This is a genomic window from Wolbachia endosymbiont (group A) of Cydia splendana, assembly GCF_947179475.1.
GTDB lineage: Bacteria > Pseudomonadota > Alphaproteobacteria > Rickettsiales > Anaplasmataceae > Wolbachia > Wolbachia pipientis.
In genome coordinates this window covers 357,461-376,568 of sequence record NZ_CAMXBP010000001.1, presented here as the reverse complement: position 1 = coordinate 376,568, position 19,108 = coordinate 357,461, and the positions used below count along the sequence as shown (strand labels likewise).

Annotated in this window: 14 protein-coding genes and 1 tRNA gene; 5 read left to right on the top strand and 10 right to left on the bottom strand. The window is 34.6% G+C overall.

The annotated features are described in order from the left end of the window. The first annotated feature begins 319 nt into the window (after nucleotides 1–319). Nucleotides 320–1,159: a peptide chain release factor N(5)-glutamine methyltransferase gene (gene prmC / locus OM961_RS01730; protein ID WP_264339235.1), complete on the top strand. Its 840-nt coding sequence runs from the start codon at nucleotides 320–322 to the stop codon at nucleotides 1,157–1,159. 164 nt (nucleotides 1,160–1,323) lie between these two features. Here prmC and OM961_RS01725 read toward each other — a convergent pair whose 3' ends face one another. The 8 genes from OM961_RS01725 to OM961_RS01690 all read right to left on the bottom strand — a co-directional run bounded on the left by OM961_RS01725 (nucleotide 1,324) and on the right by OM961_RS01690 (nucleotide 9,538). Further along, nucleotides 1,324–2,172 (bottom strand): P44/Msp2 family outer membrane protein, encoded by an 849-nt coding sequence (locus OM961_RS01725; protein ID WP_264339234.1) that lies wholly within the window; start codon nucleotides 2,170–2,172, stop codon nucleotides 1,324–1,326. A gap of 121 nt (nucleotides 2,173–2,293) precedes the next feature. Then, nucleotides 2,294–4,297, bottom strand: a complete 2,004-nt coding sequence (locus OM961_RS01720; protein WP_264339233.1) for a type IV secretory system conjugative DNA transfer family protein — start codon at nucleotides 4,295–4,297, stop codon at nucleotides 2,294–2,296. Between the two features lie 30 nt (nucleotides 4,298–4,327). Beyond that, nucleotides 4,328–5,320 carry a P-type DNA transfer ATPase VirB11 gene (gene virB11 / locus OM961_RS01715; protein ID WP_065094644.1) on the bottom strand — a complete coding sequence of 331 codons (993 nt, stop codon included), beginning with the start codon at nucleotides 5,318–5,320 and terminating at the stop codon, nucleotides 4,328–4,330. Nucleotide 5,321: 1 nt separating this feature from the next. Further along, on the bottom strand, nucleotides 5,322–6,782 hold the full coding sequence (locus tag OM961_RS01710; protein WP_264339232.1) for a TrbI/VirB10 family protein: 1,461 nt from the start codon (nucleotides 6,780–6,782) through the stop codon (nucleotides 5,322–5,324). A 16-nt stretch (nucleotides 6,783–6,798) separates the two neighbouring features. Further along, complete coding sequence (gene virB9 / locus OM961_RS01705; protein ID WP_264339231.1) at nucleotides 6,799–7,599, bottom strand: P-type conjugative transfer protein VirB9; 801 nt, start codon at nucleotides 7,597–7,599, stop codon at nucleotides 6,799–6,801. Then, the gene (locus OM961_RS01700) at nucleotides 7,586–8,266 is read right to left on the bottom strand and encodes a VirB8 family type IV secretion system protein (protein WP_155968235.1); all 681 of its coding nucleotides are present in this window, start codon (nucleotides 8,264–8,266) and stop codon (nucleotides 7,586–7,588) included. Before OM961_RS01700 ends, virB9 begins: the two co-directional genes overlap by 14 nt. A 72-nt stretch (nucleotides 8,267–8,338) precedes the next feature. Then, nucleotides 8,339–9,421: a GTP cyclohydrolase II gene (locus OM961_RS01695; protein WP_264339230.1), complete on the bottom strand. Its 1,083-nt coding sequence runs from the start codon at nucleotides 9,419–9,421 to the stop codon at nucleotides 8,339–8,341. A 29-nt stretch (nucleotides 9,422–9,450) separates the two neighbouring features. Beyond that, nucleotides 9,451–9,538, bottom strand: a tRNA-Leu gene (locus OM961_RS01690). A 190-nt stretch (nucleotides 9,539–9,728) separates the two neighbouring features. On the opposite strand from OM961_RS01690, the gene OM961_RS01685 reads away from it, so the two are divergent. Beyond that, nucleotides 9,729–11,003 carry a metallophosphoesterase gene (locus OM961_RS01685; protein WP_006279778.1) on the top strand — a complete coding sequence of 425 codons (1,275 nt, stop codon included), beginning with the start codon at nucleotides 9,729–9,731 and terminating at the stop codon, nucleotides 11,001–11,003. 27 nt (nucleotides 11,004–11,030) lie between these two features. Here OM961_RS01685 and dnaA read toward each other — a convergent pair whose 3' ends face one another. Continuing rightward, on the bottom strand, nucleotides 11,031–12,413 hold the full coding sequence (gene dnaA, locus OM961_RS01680; protein WP_010962298.1) for a chromosomal replication initiator protein DnaA: 1,383 nt from the start codon (nucleotides 12,411–12,413) through the stop codon (nucleotides 11,031–11,033). Nucleotides 12,414–12,739: 326 nt separating this feature from the next. On the opposite strand from dnaA, the gene OM961_RS01675 reads away from it, so the two are divergent. Further along, a complete protein-coding gene (locus OM961_RS01675) occupies nucleotides 12,740–13,477 on the top strand; it encodes a type I glutamate--ammonia ligase (protein WP_006280263.1) in 738 nt (245 codons plus the stop codon). 3 nt (nucleotides 13,478–13,480) lie between these two features. Here OM961_RS01675 and OM961_RS01670 read toward each other — a convergent pair whose 3' ends face one another. After that, complete coding sequence (locus OM961_RS01670; protein ID WP_264339229.1) at nucleotides 13,481–14,212, bottom strand: hypothetical protein; 732 nt, start codon at nucleotides 14,210–14,212, stop codon at nucleotides 13,481–13,483. A gap of 175 nt (nucleotides 14,213–14,387) precedes the next feature. On the opposite strand from OM961_RS01670, the gene OM961_RS01665 reads away from it, so the two are divergent. Together OM961_RS01665 and nusA are read left to right on the top strand one after the other, a co-directional pair. Beyond that, the gene (locus tag OM961_RS01665; protein ID WP_264339228.1) at nucleotides 14,388–17,453 is read left to right on the top strand and encodes an efflux RND transporter permease subunit; all 3,066 of its coding nucleotides are present in this window, start codon (nucleotides 14,388–14,390) and stop codon (nucleotides 17,451–17,453) included. Nucleotides 17,454–17,541: 88 nt separating this feature from the next. Then, nucleotides 17,542–19,104, top strand: coding sequence for a transcription termination factor NusA (nusA, locus tag OM961_RS01660; protein WP_015589511.1), 1,563 nt, complete (start codon nucleotides 17,542–17,544; stop codon nucleotides 19,102–19,104). Nucleotides 19,105–19,108 lie beyond the last annotated feature (4 nt).

Sequence of the window (19,108 nt, the reverse complement as noted above, 5' to 3'; positions counted from 1 at the left end):
TTGCTTACAAGCAAACTTTTCTGGATCTCAGTGTCTGGGCACTGGGATGACAGGAGAAGGTACTAGGATGACACCCTGACCTCGTCGTCCCGCTACGTGTTAGCGGAATCTAGAGATACCGTGACGGTATGACGTAAAGCTCGCATTAGCTATACTTTTATGCTCACCAACTTAGCTGGATCCAAGTAGTCAAGCTACTTGGATCTGCAAATTGCAATGTTCGTACAGCTGCGTGCTTGACACTGGGATTTAGTGCAGCTACCCTAAACTGGAAGCTCATCTTGCTATTTTTGGCTGAAAGAAACATATTTTTAGAATAATGAAAACAATCAGCTCTTTAATTCAAGAAGGATCGGAGTTATTATCGTCACATAAAGTTGAATCACCACATTTAGATTGTGAAATCATCATGCAGCACGTACTTGGAGTGGAAAGATCATTTATAATTGTGAACCATGCTGATCAAGTGCCAATGGAGAAAGAACTTTTATTTTGGAAATTAACAAAAAAAAGAGCGGAAAGATATCCAATATCGCAAATAATAGGTAATCATGAATTCTGGAGTAAAAATTTTATAGTTAACCAGCATGTTTTAGATCCAAGGCCAGATAGTGAAACAATAATCCTAGCAGTGTTAAAATATTACCCAAACAAAAAACAGAAACTAAAAATTGCAGATTTTGGTACAGGCACAGGTTGTTTATTGATATCCGTACTTAGTGAGTATGAATATGCTGTTGGCGTCGGTTTTGAAAAAAGCTTGGAAGCATATAAAGTTGCCTATCAGAACACAAAAAAACATGATCTTCTCAGCAGAGCCAAAATATTTCCAAGTTCGTGGACAGAGTGCAGAGGTTCATTCGATCTTATAATCAGTAATCCTCCATATATTAAAAGAAGCAAATTGAAAGACTTGCAAGCTGAAGTGCAAAAGGAACCAAGAATTGCCCTTGATGGTGGTATTGATGGTTTGAGTTGTTACTTGAGCATTTTTCCAATATTAAGGAGGTGCCTTAAAAAAAATGGGTTTGCGATATTGGAGATAGGTGAAGATCAAAGCAATATTGACAAAATAATCCCCTCATACGAATTAGCTTTTCAGGAATATGTATATGACTTAGCGGGAATGAAGAGATGCATTGTTGTGAAAAGAACATAGCTAATGTTTTTTTGCCTTCATCCCATATTATCCTATATCATCCCAGTACCCTCTACCTAGTCATCCAAGTAGCGTGACTACTTGGATCTATATTTAACTAGATCCTATGGTCAAGCCATAGGACGACAGGAACGGTTTTATGCATTTTTTAAAGGGCAACATGTTTAAGCTTTGCTGGCAAAATGGAAAGTAAGACCAGCCTCTATACCGTGTGTGTGAAATAGTTGATTACCTATATTTATTTCCTCAGTTACTTTGCTACCTGAGCTAGGATTAAGCTTCTTTTTTTTATCATTATTAGGGTCGTCTACCACTTGTCCTAACCTTTTTGCTGTAAGCTTAATATCGCTACCAATAGCACCAAAACCTCTATATCCGATATGCATATTTACATCTTCGTTTATGCGATAGTCAAAGCCAGCTTTTAATTGACCTGCGGGTCTTATTGACGGTTTTTCAAACATCGTCATTCTTGTTGCACCGATCCCAATACCAACGTAAGGAGAAAAAGAGAAACGGTCACTTTTCCAATTATGATAAACATTTGCCATTACAGATATGTTCTCAATTTGGTCATGACTAACTGCAGCACTATAGAGATAAGTTTCTTTATTAGGATCCTCACCAGTCTCCTTTAGGTATGAAACAGTTATTTGGCTACTTGTTAAACCAATATTATCCACTTTTACAGAAGAATACATCCCTTCCAATTCAGCCCTATAGCTGTTGTTACCCAATTCTCCTGTGTAACCAAATGCCACATTTGCAGCAAAAGGTGGATTATAATCTCCTTTATACTCACTTAGTGACTGACCTTCTGTGTTCTGAGCACCCCTGTCATTTATAGACAAATTTTTGATACCTGTAGTGCTTGTTTTTAGTACGCTTGTGTTATTTAAATATTGACCGTAATACCCACTACCAAAGTAAAACCCTTCTGTTTCACTTGCAAAAGATTGTTGTGACAACAATAAAGCAAATGCTGTAACCGCTAATGTTTTTTTACTAATCATTACTACTCCCCTAGTTAAAATAGCTAATCTAATACTAATTAATTAAAAATGGCTTAATATGAAAAACCTAATTATTTGCATAACTTGCACTTTTCTGAGCTAAAAATAGGCAAAGTTAACCTTACTTCTCGTCATTTTTTAATTTATCCTCATCTTCAAATTCATCCTCCTCTTCTTCGTCATCAAACCCATCATCGCTCCTATCCTCATCTTCCTCGTCATCATCTTCAAACTTATCGTCGATATCTTCATCATCAATATCTTCGTCTGCAAATTCATCTGATTCATCATATACTGCATCTTCGGTTTTAGTTTCAGCAGGATAATCAACTGAATTAGGTCGCTCAAGAACATTATTCCCCTCGTTATTAACCTTATCTTTGCTCGCAGCGGCAGAAAGAACTTTGTTTGGGTCATATGGTTCTTGTGTAGGCACACGAGTTTGTTTGAGCAGCCTTCTTGTGAAGGTGGTATCACTGTAGTACAAAATTTTCTTTGATTTAATTGGGTAAGTCGACTCTATTAAAATTATCTGATCGTCACGTGGCAACATAATAACTTCTTGAGGCAGTAGCAATGCTCTCTGTATTTCAGAGATATGTAATGACCTTGAAGCAGGATTTAAATCTAAAAATTTAGGCTTATTCAACGATTCTTGTTGTACAGTTTTGTTTCCTATAAGTTGCGATATTAAATTAGCTGTTTCAATATTATTGGCTGCAAAAGTTATTCTGTAAGTCGAGTTTGACAAAAAGGAGTTCATCCCTGCTTCTTCGTATATTCCTTTGAGCTGCTCAGTATCTTGAACAATTAAGAATAACCTAACTCGATAACCACGAAAATATGCAATACCTGTTTGAAATTGCTCCATTTTTCCAAGTGTAGGAAACTCATCCATTAAAAACAATACGCCATAAGGCTCGTCATCCGATGGCAATTTTCTACATAAAAACTCAGTTGCCTGTTGGTAAAAAACCTGCATTAAAGGCCTGAGCCTAGTCAAGTTGTCAGGAGTTAAACCAACATAAACTGTAATTTTCTTCTTTTTAAAATCTAGAATATTAAAATCACTTGACGCAGTTGCAGTATCAATCAATGGGTTTGCCCACAATTCAAGTGATGAGTTCATGGTTGATACAACACCTGACCTTTCTTTATCAGCTTTTTGTAAAAAAGCTGCAATATTCATATATGCTACAGGGTGTAGTATTTTACCCATTGTATCAAGAGCAACAGCAAGATTATAAACCACGTCATCACTACGCATCGTACGCACAACTTCACCAAAAGATTTAACTTTCTCTGGTGCAGCAAGTAAGTATAATACCACTCCAACAAATAAGCTTCTTGCTTCATTCTGCCAAAAGTCTTGTTCAGGCATGATTAGGTTAGCTATTTTCTGCACATCGTCAACCATCTGCCCAGGTTTTTCACTAATCCATTGTAATGGATTGTAACAGTGACTTATTCCATCTGGCTGCGCTGGATTCCATACGTATACTTTTTGTCCTTGTCGTTCTCGCCAACCACTTGTTATTTCATAGTTTTCTAATTTTATGTCGTGTACAATTACCGAGTCAGTCCAAAATAATAAATTAGGAATTACAAAGCCAACACCCTTACCAGAACCTGTAGGTGCAAATAACAATGCATGCTGAAACCCATCAGAAATGAAGTATCCTCTTTTATCTTTACCAAGCAATAATCCCTTTTTGCTTCTTAATCCTGCTTTTCGTATGTCTTTCTCTGATGCCCACTGCGAATCTCCATGAAGTGATTCCTTCTTTTTAAATGGTCGCCACTCAATTATCCTTTCTCTTAAATTCCATAAGATAATCATTAAAACAATGATAGGCAGTGCAGAAGATATAATTAATGTGATTTTGAGCTCAAGGCTATATAACTCTGGATGATGCCAACAATATTGTATATGATCAAAAATCGTTGGCCAAAGAGCTTGAGGGAAAGGCGTCAAACTAGGATTAATTGCCTTAAAATCCACAGCATCCGGACCATCAGCAAACAGAACAAACAATATACCAGATAGATAGAAGCAAAACTCAAGTACGCTAAAAGCTACTACACCTCCTATGAGAATATTACGTAGGTGATTTCCATTACTCATAAACTACTCTTCCTTAACTTATGTATAAATTTAAGCATTTTCGCTCGCAGATCTAGTAAATAATATCTCAGAAATGCTTCTTTTGCCCCCACCGGTTCTTTTTAGCTGAATAACAATATCAATCACATTTCTAATGTATGGTATAATTTGGTCTGGAGGAATGCCAAGATTTGCCTGCATAACCATCAATTTTATTTGCTCAAGGGCCATTGTTGGACTATCTGCATGAAGGGTTGATATTGATCCAGGGTGACCAGTATTTATCGCCCTGAGAAAACTAAAAGCTTCCGCTCCACGGAGCTCACCAACTATTATTCTGTCTGGCCTTAAACGTAAGCACGCTTCTATCAAATCTTGAGTGGTTACTTTTGCTCTGCCCTGCCCTCCTTTAGAGGCAATTAGATGGACTTTATTGGGATGATCGTTCAAAACGATTTCCCTTGCATCCTCAACAGTAATAATTCTTTCCTCAGCTGGAATAGCACGCAAAGTAGCATTAGTAAAAGTAGTCTTACCAGTGGAAGTTCCACCACTAATTATAATATTTTTCTTACTTATTACAGCGTATTCTAAAAACTCTTTTATTTTTTTTTGCCTTAACAATAAATCCAAATGACGGTCAACTGGATTATCAGTTGCTTCTGTAACAGTTTCAGAAAAAGCCCCCATTTTTTCGTAATCATCGAGTGCTAACTGCATGCTAGAAGGCTTACGAATCGACATGACTACTTTATCAGGTTCACATGCTGGCGGAAATACTATCTGTATACGATAACCATTTGGTAATGTTGCCGAAAGTAACGGCGCTTCTTCGCTAAGTTTTTGTTCTGTAGCTTGAGCAATCAGTCTGCCAAGAGATTTCAAATGGTTAAGATCGAATACTTCTAATTTTTCACACCTTATTTCACCGCGATTTTCAATCCATACTTCCTTTGGCTTATTTATTGATATTTCATTTACGCCTTCTTCTTGAAATATGCCTTGTAATGGCTCCAAATATGTATCAAGTGCAGCATAGTTCATTTCATTGATTTAATATTGCCTGTGGAGGAAATACTATATCTTGGTTAACAAATACTTTCAATGCAATGCCTTGATCAACATAAATAGTTGGTTTTTTATCTGTATATCTGCCCACTACATCCCGCATATCTTTAGAAAAATCCTCGATTGATTTCCCGATTGCTTCATCATAAACAGACTTGCTTTTTCTTTGAATTTGTTCTAACAGTTGATTTACAATTTCCAGGCTTATATTTACCTCGTCTTCTTCAATTCCTAGTGCTTTTGCTATTTCCTCTTTCATTATTTTTAGTAAATCTTGTCTGCTTTTGGCACTCCGAATTCTTCCGATAGCCCCAAGGCCTAATTTCCATTTGTCACTAGATATCTTCTTTTCTGGGTCAATAATGAGTTGGAGAGAAGAAAAATCTATTTCGGTTGCAGTGATAGACTTTACTGCATCTCTGATAGTTAGCGTATCAACAAGATTAGAAGCCTTTTGCCCTATAACAGCAGAACCAATCGAAACACCAGCAAGTGTCACTGAAGAGAATAACGCACTTACTATTTTGTTATCAACTATTCCTGCTATTCCTGCTCTACCAAGCTCGTCAGTACTAAGCGATGAGATTGCAATATCTATTCCATGTGGCAGAATCACTCTATTCCAGTTTATATTTACACGAGATTTAGCAACATTCGAGTCAAATGAATAACTGCCTATCAATCTTGAGCCTTTAGGTATTAAAACTGTATCACCAGTTTCTGCATAAACATCTCTACTCACCATAGCACGCAGCATTCCTTGCAGATCAGAGTTTATTGCAGTTTCAAGAACAGCATCAATAATTTTACCTTGAGTAATCATTAAACCAAGCTTTCCTACTCTGGTAGCTTTGCTCGATTGTGCTGAAGTGTCGGATAAAATAGCATCAGCAGCCTTGTTCTCTCCACTACCACCTGAAATTGTCAACATCTGTGCACTACGTCTGTCTCTAGGATAACCGCCACCCCCTATTGTAGGAAACGAGGTAGGTAAATTGCCCATAACATTACTAGAAGGAAAATTTTGCTTTGGCAAAATAGGTATATTTGACACAGGAGTTTCTTTTGGTTTCTCTTCTTCTTTTTTCATCACTTCTTCTTTTCTAATTTGTTTTATTTCTGGTATGATTAGTGGTGTAGGAAGAGGAGGTAAGGGTGGTAAGGGATCAGTTATTATTCTTTCAGGAACCATTACATTATCTGGAACTTGTTCCAACTTTCCTTTCAATTCTTGAACGTTTTGCTTTGTTTCCTCTTTTTTAATAACTTCTGAACCCTCTTTAGGAGAAGGACTAAAATAGAGATAATACACTCCACCAGCCAGAAGCACTAAAATAATGACCATCAATGCCCTATGACCTTGATTAGAGCCAACTGTTACTACCTTATTCTCTATTTCTGATTCATCTTCTGAATTGTTACGCCTTTCTTTATTCATATTGCATGTACCACAGCTAAAGTGACCTATTTATAATTTCAACTTCACCATCTTCATAACGCATAAATAGCTTTTTATGTACTCCTTTTATTATAACATAATCATCAAATAACAGCCTTTTACAAGGTTTATCCTCCCCTTCTACAAAAACCTGAGGTATTTTATTATTATTTCTAAATTTTAAATAGGTTAAATAACCATCATCAAATAACTCGATCGGAACTATATCCGCATTACCACCTTCATCAATATATGTATAATTGTACTTCGTATCATTTTCTTGTATTATTTTTTCTAGCTTGTCTGTAGTATATTGCATTTGAGTAGGTAAAGAAACCTCATCTAAATCAACATCAAATTCACCTTCTTCTTGAGGATAATAAAAACGTACTACGTAAGATATATCCTTTTCAGCAGAATAATCGTGATCTACTTTCTTAGCATCAGTATCCGGGTATTTATCGTAGTTTGGCCTTGAGATTAAATCAAAAATGTAATTTCTTTTTTTAGTTGTCGTAATAATCATGTTAGTGCGACTACTAACTTCAAATGGCATGATAAGCAATTTATTGTCATAAGGATTAATTTTCCAACTTGATGCATCACCAACAGCGATATTTTTAACTTTTTCTCCTTCCGCAAATTCAATATAAGAATAGTAACCCTGACTAAAAACCACCGTAAATACTTCATTAGGGCTATACACAAAAGTCTTTATTCTACTATCTATAGAAATAGGCTCATTATAATTAATGGATGCGTTTAAATTGCCACCTACAAGTAAAGCTAAAACTAATAATATCCTATACATATTCATCATCTACTCTATATGAAATAACTTGAAATCCTAATGGGTTAATATATCTTTGCTGATCATCCATTTCAAGCGATGCATATCTATATGACATAATAACTATCTTATTTTTTCTCGTAGAACTTCCATCTTTCCGTGTAAATTCCACAAAAAATCTCACCTGAAGAGCATCGTTACCCAACTTTTGAATTGAGCGAATTTTAAATTCACTTTTGGTATCTGAATATAAATTAAAAAGATCATCCATATTCTGCGATCCTACATAATTTCTAAATTCATTATACACATTAGGTGAGGAAAACAACCTCACCTTTGTATAATAGTTATAATTATAATGATATGGATCAAAAACCTCCCTTGCTTTTATATACTCTGAAATAAAATAATCGTTTAGCGCTTCATCTGCAGAATACTGTTTTACTGTGACAGGATCAACCAATTGCACTATTCCTGATTTCTTGTCAATTTCTATAACAAATGGCTCAATAGTGCTACTTGTGCTAATTTTAAATATGACTAATATGCTGATAGAGATCGTTGCTAATAATATTAATGCAAATAAAAGTAGAATATTCCTTTGAGCAATAACTGTGCTGTAGCGGTTTGAATTCCAATTTATATCCTTATCTAAGGATTCAGTATTTTTTTCTTGCTTAAAAAATCTTAGCATTTTAGTATTCCTAAAAATCTTAACTTATGTTAATAAACATAGCAAATTAACAAAGTAGTTACAGCAAAAAAGCTAAAAAACTCTTAATCTATGGCCTAATTTACCAAACTTTGTCTCCATATATGAATCGTTATATTTATTACGTTCCACAATAAGTGGTAGACACTTTGTAACTCCTATACCACTACTTTCCAATTCTGACAATTTCCTATCATTGTTTGTAAGTAATTGGATTTTGTTAATGTTCAATTTCTTAAGCATTTTAGCTGCAACAGCAAAACTCCTTTCATCATCTTCAAAACCCAATATTCTATTTGCATCAACAGTATCAAGATTATGTCCTCTTTGCATACTGTACGCTCTTAACTTATTAGTTAAACCAATGCCTCTTCCATCTTGCATCAAATACAATATAATACCACTTCCAGAGTCAGCTATCATTTGAATTGCTTGATGTAACTGACTTCTGCAATCGCATGACAAGCTATCTAACAAGTCACCCGTATAGCACGAAGAATGAATTCTCACTAATGGTTCGTCATCTTTATCTGGATTGCCAATGATAATTGCATGATGTTCTCTTCCACCACTTTCGGTTCTATAAGATATGATATTTACTTCTTGAGTCTGTTTTAAAAATAATGATGTTTTGCACACTTCATATACATCCTGATTTTCTTGAAAATTATTTATGAATGACGTGTCCAGTGCAATAACGTCATTTTTCTCGCACCAATTTCGCATTTCATGGTTATTCTCAAAAGTCATATCAGCCACTAACGCGTATGGCAATAATTCTGAGAACTTAAGCAAGGCAATAGCACATTCATCTATTGTCTTTGAGCATCGCAACTCTTTTATGCAATCTTCCTTTGAACAGTTTATTAAATAGAGCAGTTCATCAAAATTATTCACCAACAGACGTTTGCTGTTATGTTCTTTATTCTGAGATATGTATTTTACCTTACTTGAAGTTAAAGTAACATATACATTACTTGATGTAAGCTTGTATTGATTAAATAAATCTCTTTCTAAAGCCTCAGCAGCAGCAAACAATAGGTAATTACTTTCATCATATATTACAATTGGCCGACCGCGCCTGATTTCGCTGATAGCTCTTTCTACCTTATTGCTACTCTGATTTCCTATAAACATTTTTACCCATATTAAACAGCGATAAAAACTGGTGCGGCCGAGAAGACTTGAACTTCCAAGGCCTTATGAGCCACAGCGACCTCAACGCTGCGTGTCTACCAATTCCACCACGGCCGCACTATATTCTAGTTTTTATATAATTATTTTAAATTACTTAATCATTTTAGAATTTTTCATCTAGAGTGTCAATCTGATACTAGAATAATTTAGAAATTGTTTGTATAATTTGATTATGAATTTTGTGATTATAAATTTTAATCATTTAAGATAACCTTACTACTAATTTTTAACTTAGGTTTTTATACAAATGAATATAGCTAATATCTTTATTTTTTTAGCTCTCTCTCTTATAACTAGCTTTCATTTCGTCCATGCACAAATATTATACACATGGTCTCAAGTTATCCCAGAAAATAAACTAAGCATACGCGCAATTACGGACAATGACATGTGTCCCATTGTTTATGTTGATGGCGAGGAAACAGAAATGCTGAATCGCAGCTCAATTAACAATGGTGATCATAACGAAACAGTTTGTGAACTGACAGTACAAACAAGTGCCAAAAACATTAGTATTGAGGATCTACGGGTTCCTATATTACCAAAAAAGGTTAATAAAATTGCTTTCATTGGTGACACGGGCTGTAGAATAAATATGTTATTTCAGCAGGAATGTAATTCGGTAGATAGCTGGCCTTTAAAAAAAAATTTAGATTCAATCGCCCTTCATAAACCAGATTTAATTATCCATGTTGGTGATTATCATTATAGACAAACAAAATGTAGAAATACAAAAAAGTGTGGCGATATTTATGGATATAATAAAGAAGTTTGGTACGCTGATTGGTTTGAGCCTGCAAAGGATATTTTATCACAATCCCCTTTCCTTTTTGTTCGTGGAAACCATGAGAGTTGTGATAGAGCTTATGAAGGATGGTTCAGGTATCTAGATTCATACCCCTTTTCGTCTGAAAAATGTGGAAACTTCGTTTCTAGTTGGTCCTTAGATGCTGGACCGATGAAATTTTTTATCTTCGACTCTTCATCCGGTGAGGATATTTTTACAACCCAAAGCACAATTGATGCTTTTGAGAGGCAATTTGATAAATTGATACAAAATAGTTCTGACAAGCCCATGTGGTTTTTAACTCATAAACCGCTTTGGAGATCTCCAAAAAAAGAATTTTTGACATTAAAAAGCCATGGTAATCTTACACAAATCGAAGCTTTTGGAGATAAATTTCCAAGCAATGTTACTACCATAGTTTCTGGCCACATTCATATAGCCCAGATTTTATTAATGGATAATGTTCCAGACCAAATTATAGTTGGAAACGGTGGTGCATCATTACACGCTCAAGATCAAGAATCTGTTTATCAAAATGTAGAATTTGACTATTTAAATGGTAAAAACTACTTAGCACACGAGGTTAGAAACTTTTTTGGCTTTGGCTTTGCAATACTAAATTTAGATGATCACGAATTTACCTTCTATAATCAACACAATAAGGAAATGTATTCTGCGAAGCTAACAGAAGATTTTAAACTTAAACGGATTAAAACTATAGTCGATTCATTTTAGGATTTGTTATTAGCTATTTTAAAAACGCTACTTAAACATTTTTTTTAATCGATTGATTTCATCAGCAAATTTTGAGTCGGTCTTTATAAAATTTTCTACTTGTTTTACTGCATGTATAACAGTAGCATGGTCTCTGCCACCAAAGTTTCTCCCAATATCTGGTAGGCTTTTTTGCGTAAATTTTTTGGCAAAATACATAGCTATTTGTCTTGGCCTTGCAAGACTGCGAAGCCTTCTATTGGATTGCATATCTGCAACCTTTATATTGAAAAATTCAGCTACTTTCTTTTGTATTTCTTCTATTGTGACTGACCTATGATTTGACCTAAGAAGATCGATTAGGGTTTCACTAGCTGATTCTACCGTCATACTTCTTCCAATTAATGAGGTATGGGTAACCTTATTTAATGCTCCTTCTAATTCTCTTATATTAGATTTTATGTTCCTTGCTAAAAACTCTAGGACATCTTTCGGAACATACATATTCATCTGCTCCACTTTTGCCTGCAATATACCAAGCCTTAATTCAAAAGTTGTTTCATTAATATCTGCCACCAACCCCCAACCGAGTCGTGATTTTATTCTTTCTTCCACTCCATCAAGATCACTAGGAGACCTATCAGCTGATATAACCAATTGTTTATTTTGGTCTATCAATGCATTGAAAGTGTGAAAAAATTCTTCTTGTGTACTATCTTTACCACTGATAAATTGCACATCATCTACCATCAATACATCTACTGATCTAAATTGCTCTTTAAATAACATAATATCTTTGCTTCGCAGCGCTGTAATATATTGGTACATGAATTTCTCTGCTGATAAATACACCACTTTTCTTTTTGCTGATGGGGAATTGACTATGTGCCAAGCTATAGCATGCATTAGATGTGTTTTACCAAGTCCCACTCCACCATATAGAAACAAAGGATTGCTGCCTAATATTGGATCTATAGATTCTGCCACACGCTTTGCCGCCGTAAATGCTAATTCATTTGGCTTTCCCACTACAAAATTATCAAAGGTGAACCTTGGATCCAGCGGCGAACCAAGATTATGATTACTTTCCTCTCTGTTTTTTAGTATAACATTAAAATTTGAATTCCTCTCCTCAATTACTTGAATATCAATAGAACGTATACTTTTATCTTCGCTTTGCCATAATGATAATATTTTTTTCATGTAATGAACTGTAATCCACTCTTTTATAAACCTTGTTGACACGGATAAAAGAACTTCCCCATTTCTGCTACTGACAAATTTTAGTGAACTCAGCCAGCTATTATATGTTGCTTCTCCATAAAGATTATAAAGACAATTTTGGATTTTTTCCCAAGTAACATTGTGATCCGTTACTGTAATAATCTGATCAAAAAACATAGTAGAAACCTTAGGGCTAGTTAAGTTCATATACCACACCAAGAAAAAAGCAATAATTAGAAAAATATAAGATAATCAATAGCTTACTGCAAAATGAAAAGCTAATACTACTTAATACATACTAAAAATTATGGTGATTTTTTGATGGGTTGTAAAGGGTATAAAAACATTAAAATTGATCATTTTTATTTCAAAAAAATGATCAATTTGTAAATGTCGCTTGTATCGAGGATTAGAAGCATGCTATTAAAAACAGTAATACATTATGTATAAATAAGATGTTAAATTTACTGGCAAATAAGTAAAGTATTCATATAAATATAGCTAACCTAATATAGATTTACTGAAGCAAATTTATGATTATATTAAGTAATTTGAGTTGTTATGCTGTATTCGGTATTGAACTAGAGTTTTACATTGAAGGAATAGAAAAAGAATACTTATTTCTGAATAGCATCAAAAATAAAATAGCATCTCTTGAATTTTCTTGCGAGAAGGAGAATTCTACACATCAGTATGAGATAAAAAGTGGTTGTTATACGAACTCCTACAATTTAATTAAGCATTTTGAGTTAGCAAAACAATCACTTACTGAAACAGCACAAAAACTAGGTGGGAATGTTTCTTTTAAAGCAAAGCCTTATTTGGATAGAGCAGGCAGTGCATTAAATGTGCATGTTAATCTCGTGAATTCAAATAACGGTAACTTATTTTATATCAATGAGCAAAAGTACAGTGACTATCTGATTCATAGTATTGGTGGATTATGTGCAATGATGAAAAAACATATGTTGTTTTTTGCTCCAAATGATGATTCATATTTAAGATTTCAGTATCCGGATATTCACACTCCAACTACGATTAGTTGGGGAGTAAATAACAGAACTGCTGCGATAAGAATTCCCTATTTTGGCAACGATTTCAAAAGATGCCGCCTAGAGCACCGCGTTCCCGGAGCAGATTGTGACCTTGAAAAAGTACTCACAGCAATAATTGAAGGTATGGTTTTTGGTATAGAGAACAAAATTGCTCCGCCAAATAGGGTCTACGGCATTGCATCTGATCCTCAATATGAGATGGAGAGGTTAATATAACAACTATCTATCAAATCCTAATCCGTTAAACCCCTTTTGGGTAATTGGCTGTTTTAGCATTTTTTTTACATCATTATCTACATTTTTGCACTGTAATAGCAAGTCTAAAGCAGATAGTTTCTGCGTGCTTTTAGATTCAAGCTCTAGATTGCTTAACACTTGCCCAGGAAGTGGATTACCAGGCACATCCATGTGCTCAGGAAGAGGTTTCATCTGATTCTTTATAGAGCTAGAGTTATTTTGTGTAAGAGTTTTATCATTTAGCATGCTAAGAATAATTTCCTCAGGCACTACCATAGTTTTTGTATAATCAACAGGATTACTATTTTCAGCATCTATAGTCACATGAATTGGTTCGCCAAACGCATTTATAGGACCACCAAGTGATCCTTTCTCCATGCGTTCTTGTGCTCTTTTCCTTATTATTTCTTCTTCTAGCTCAGTTTCAGTTCTTTTTGGTTCTTTTACGGTATCTTTTTCTTCACCTTCATCAACACTGCTATACCCTTCATCTTCTGAAACTTTATCTCCTGAAACACGAGTAATTTCAGCTTTAGTTCTTATTTTATGAACCAGCGAAAGTAATAAGTAAGTAACTGCAGCGGCAGAAACGATAATGGCTATCTTTGCGGCAATGTGGATTGCTGTTAAAAATATTAAAGCTAATAAAGCTCCAGCTAATCCAGACACAATAACTTTATTTTTGCCCTTTGTTACATTTAGAATTACCACCATAATAACCTCTCAAATACTGTTCTAGAATTATTATACAGGAATTTTCTTATACTTGCAATTTTGCGAAAATTTTAATTATTTGCGTAAAGTTTTAAAGCTACACAAGGATTAATTAATATGCAATGTATCTCGACTATAATATTGTACAAACACACATATTCAGCTAACATTCAACATGCAGAGCTTACTCATAGAGCGAAACAGGGCGGTGGTATTATTACTTATAGTAATTTTTATCTTCGGTTCATACGTTTATGTAAAAATGCCAAGGGAAAGCAATCCTGATATACAGATTCCTATAATCAGCGTGTTTGTTGGACTTCCTGGGATTTCTGCTCAAGATAGTGAAAAGCTATTAGTGCTTCCTATAGAAAATGAACTAAGATCCATCGAAGGTATAAGAGAATTGAGAGCTTTTGCAACTAATGATGGTGCTCACATGATACTCGAATTTGGAACAGAGTATGATAATAAAGAAGTGCTCGATAATGTTCGTTCAAAGCTTTCAAACATAAAATCGAAGTTACCTGTTGAAGCGGAATCTCCGATAATCAATGAAATAAACTTAAGCTTATTTCCGATACTCAATGTCGGCTTAATTGGTAATTTGCCAGAAAGAGCCTTAACTGAAATAGCACGCAAGTTAAAGAAAGAAATAGAATCTCTGCCAAATGTTCTCAAAGTTGAAGTGGCAGGTATACGTAAAGAAACAGTGGAAGTTATAATTGAGCCCACAGTTCTAACAAAATATAACATTCAATCAAACGAAATATTCCAAGCTATATCAAGCAATAATAGACTAGTGGGAGCTGGGTCACTGGCCGGTAAATATTCGATTAAAATATCAGGGTTATTAAAAGATATAGAAGATATTATGAATATTCCTATTAGATCTCAAGGCGATGCAGTTTTGAGAATCAAAGATATAGCAAAAGTATACCCTAGGTTTGAGGATCACCAAGGATTTGCTCGCATTAATGGATTACCTAGTGTCGTGCTAGAAATTTCAAAACGTAACGGAAAAAACATAATAGACACAGTAAATCAAGTAAAATACTTAATGGATAAGGCAAAAGATCAATTACCTGAAAATTTAAAAGTGGTGTACTTAAACGACCAGTCAAAAAACGTCCGCGATGTGCTTGATGACTTGGAAAACGGCATAATATTTGCTGTGTTGTTAATATTGATCATAATGATGCTTTCTATGGGAACAAGGATTGCTATTCTTGTGGCACTCTCGATACCCGGTTCCTTTCTCATTGGGATAATAGCTCTTTACTTTATGGGTATAACCTTAAATATCGTTGTGCTCTTCAGTTTAATTATGGCTGTTGGCATGCTGGTTGATGATGCAATTGTGATCAGCGAATATGCCGATAGAAAGATGATCTGCGGAATGGACAAAGTAGAAGCTTTTTACACTTCAGTTCGTGATATGTTTTATCCGGTTCTATCATCAACGTTAACTAAATTAGCAGTGTTTTTTCCTCTATTATTCTGGCCTGATACTGTTGGTAAATTCATGCAGTACATACCAATTACAATAATTCTAACTTTGACTGGATCGCTCATTATGGCTTTGGTTTTTATACCAACACTTGGTGCAATATTTGGTAAGCCTTCGATAACTTCAAAAAAAGAAATAAAAAAAATGAGTGCTATAGAAAGTGGTGAAATAAAAAATGCTGGGCCTATAATAAGAGCTTACGTACGCATGCTAGAGAAGGTTTTGGATCATCCTAAAAAATTCGTATGTGCTACTGTATTCGTTTTGTTTTCATTTAGTGTGCTGTACTTTACTTTTGCTCCTGGAGTAAAGTTTTTTCCGAAAGTGGATTCAGATAATATTTTAATCAGTGTTAAAGCAAAAGAAAGCTTATCAGCCAAAGAACGAGATCTGATACTCAAAGAAGTGGAAGAACGCATTTTGAGCATTGAAAAAGAAATTCATGTTTCTTATGCTAGATCAGGAGCATTTTCAGACAACGTTATCGCCAGAATACAACTAGAACTTATGGATTGGCGCTTCAGGCGCAAAGCTAAGCACATACTAAATGATATAAGGAGCAGTGTGCAAGACATGAAAGGAATAATAATTAATGTTCAAGAGGAAAAGCCAGGACCGTCGGCTGACAAGCCAATACAAATTAACCTCAGCGGGAGTGTATCCAGTTTGAATTTAGCAGCAGAGAAAATTCTAGAAATTATGAACCAACCTTCATCCGGGTTTATAAATATTCAAGATAGCAGATCAGCACCTGAAATAGAGTGGAATATGAGTGTTGATAAGAATAAGGCTACAAGCTCTGAAGTAAGTGTTGCAACCATTGGCGATTTTATAAAGATGGTTACAAATGGAGTGTTGATTGGAAAATATAGACCAAATAACACGGATGAAGAAATCGATATTGTACTCCGTTTCCCTGGAAAGGATCGCAACATGAAGACTATAGACAATCTTTTTATCAATACAGTTAATGGCCCGTATCCTATGAGCAATATAGTAAAATATGCTCCCGAAAAAAAGGTAAACAAACTAAACAGGATTGATGGATTACGCATAGTGACAATCTCTGCTGACGTTGATACTGGCTATCTTGTTGATGAAAGAGTAAAGTTCATTCAGAATTCTATTGCCCAGGATTGGGACAAGGGAGTAAAAATTGATTTTAAAGGCGACAAAGAAGATCAACAAAAATCAGGAGCATTTTTGTTAAAGGCTTTTATATTAGCGATTACACTAATGATATTGGTATTAGTGACACAGTTTAATAATGTATACCATACATTTATCGTAATGACAGCAGTGTTTTTATCCACAACATGTGTGTTTTTTGTTTTCTTTCTTATCCAACAAGTTTTCGTAGTTGTTATGTGTGGAGTGGGGATAATTGCTTTGGCGGGAATTATAGTGAATAATAACATACTATTACTTGATGCCTTTCATCACCAAATTAAGGTACACAAAAATGACATCAAGCGATGTGTAATAAACGCTGCAATTTCTCGCGTTAGGCCAATATTGCTTACCGTTGCAACCACAGTTCTTGGTTTAATACCGATGATTACCAGGTTAAATATCAATTTTTTTACGCTACAAATCACATATGATGCTCCATCAAGCCAGTGGTGGGTTGACATTTCAACAACCATAGCAAGTGGAATATTGGCTGCAACGGTTTTAACTTTATTCTTTACTCCTGCGTTGCTTGTTATACAAAGACATGAAAAAACTTGACTTAAATTAGCAATCATTTAACATTTAAGATAGTGTTCTTTGCCCGTTGGAGCTATAATTATAACTAATTACATTGGATTTATTTATTATGATTGCTAATCGTAAAAGCAGTGTTAAGCAGAAAAGTAACAAGAATAACATAGTTGGAAGCCTTGATGTAATAAAAACAGCAGGAGAGCTTTCACTTCAAAAAGGTTTAGATTTTGATGTTGTAATAAAGGCACTAGAAAGTGCTATAGAAGCAGTGGCTCATCAAAAATATGGTAGCAAAAGTAAAATTGTAGTTGATATAGATAGAAACACAGGCAAAGTTACTTCATATAGAAAACTAAAAGTTATTGATGATGAATCAAATGAAAAAGAGAATACCGAGTGTGAATCAATTACGCTTACACAAGCTAAATTAATAAAAGGAGATGCAAAAGTTGGAGATACTGTTAGTGAATTACTCTCTCTTAACACTGATCTTGCTTCAGCAAGAATTGCCCAGCAAAAGATTGCTCAAATAATTAAAGATGAAGAGTCAAAAAAGCAATATGAGGAATTTAAAGATAAGGTGGGAGAAATAAGGTATGGTATTGTTAAACAAGTAGAATATTCAGATCTTATTATAGACATAAATGGCACTAGGGCATATCTTCCATTGCGAAATTTAACTGGTGGTGAATCATTTCGTGAAGGTGATAAGGTTAAAGCTTACATACAGACTGTTAAGCGCTCTGATGATGGACGTCAAATTATTCTTTCTAGGACTCATGAAGGCTTTTTGGAGGCATTATTAAATCAAGAAATACCAGAAATTGCTGACGGATTAGTGACAATTAAAGGTATAGCTAGAGATGCTGGTTCAAGGTCTAAGGTTGCCGTTTTCTCTCCCGACAAGAACATTGATCCAGTAGGTGCTTGTGTTGGAGTTAAGGGAGATAGAATAAAAACTATTATACACGAATTAAATGGTGAAAAAATTGACGTTATAAATTACTCCTCAGATTTGGGTCAATTTGTTATTAAAGCCATTACTCCTGCAGAAGTATCGAAGGTTATTATTGATGAAAATGAAAATTGCATAGAGTTAATAGTTGCTGAAGATCAATTGAGTTTAGCGATAGGAAAAAAGGGCCAGAATGTAAGATTAGCTTCAGAGCTTGTTGGATGGAAAATTGAGATATTAAGCACTCAGCAAGAATCAGAAAGGCGAAGTAAAGAACTTAGTCAATGTTCAGCTTTATTTGCTGAAGCTTTAAACTTAGAAGAGATTATGGGTCAGCTATTGGTAACAGAAGGTTTTTCAAGTGTAGAAGACATATCTAGCGCTTCAATTAAAGAGCTTGCTTCAATAGAGGGCTTTAATGAAGATATTGCAAACGAACTTCACAATAGAGCAAATAAGTACCTGAAAGCAGAAAATGATAGAAAAATAGAAGAGCTAAAAAGTTTAGGTATGGAGGATGATGTAATCAATTTAACTTTATCAATAGACAATAAAATTGCTCTTAGTAAGCATGATATTAAGACTTTAGAGGACATAGCAGATTTATCAAGTTATGAGTTTTGCAGCATACTCTCTTCCTCATCCGATAGCAAAGAAGATCTAAAAGATACAGTAGATTCAATAATCATAGAAGCACGTAAAAAGCTTGGATTAATATAATAAA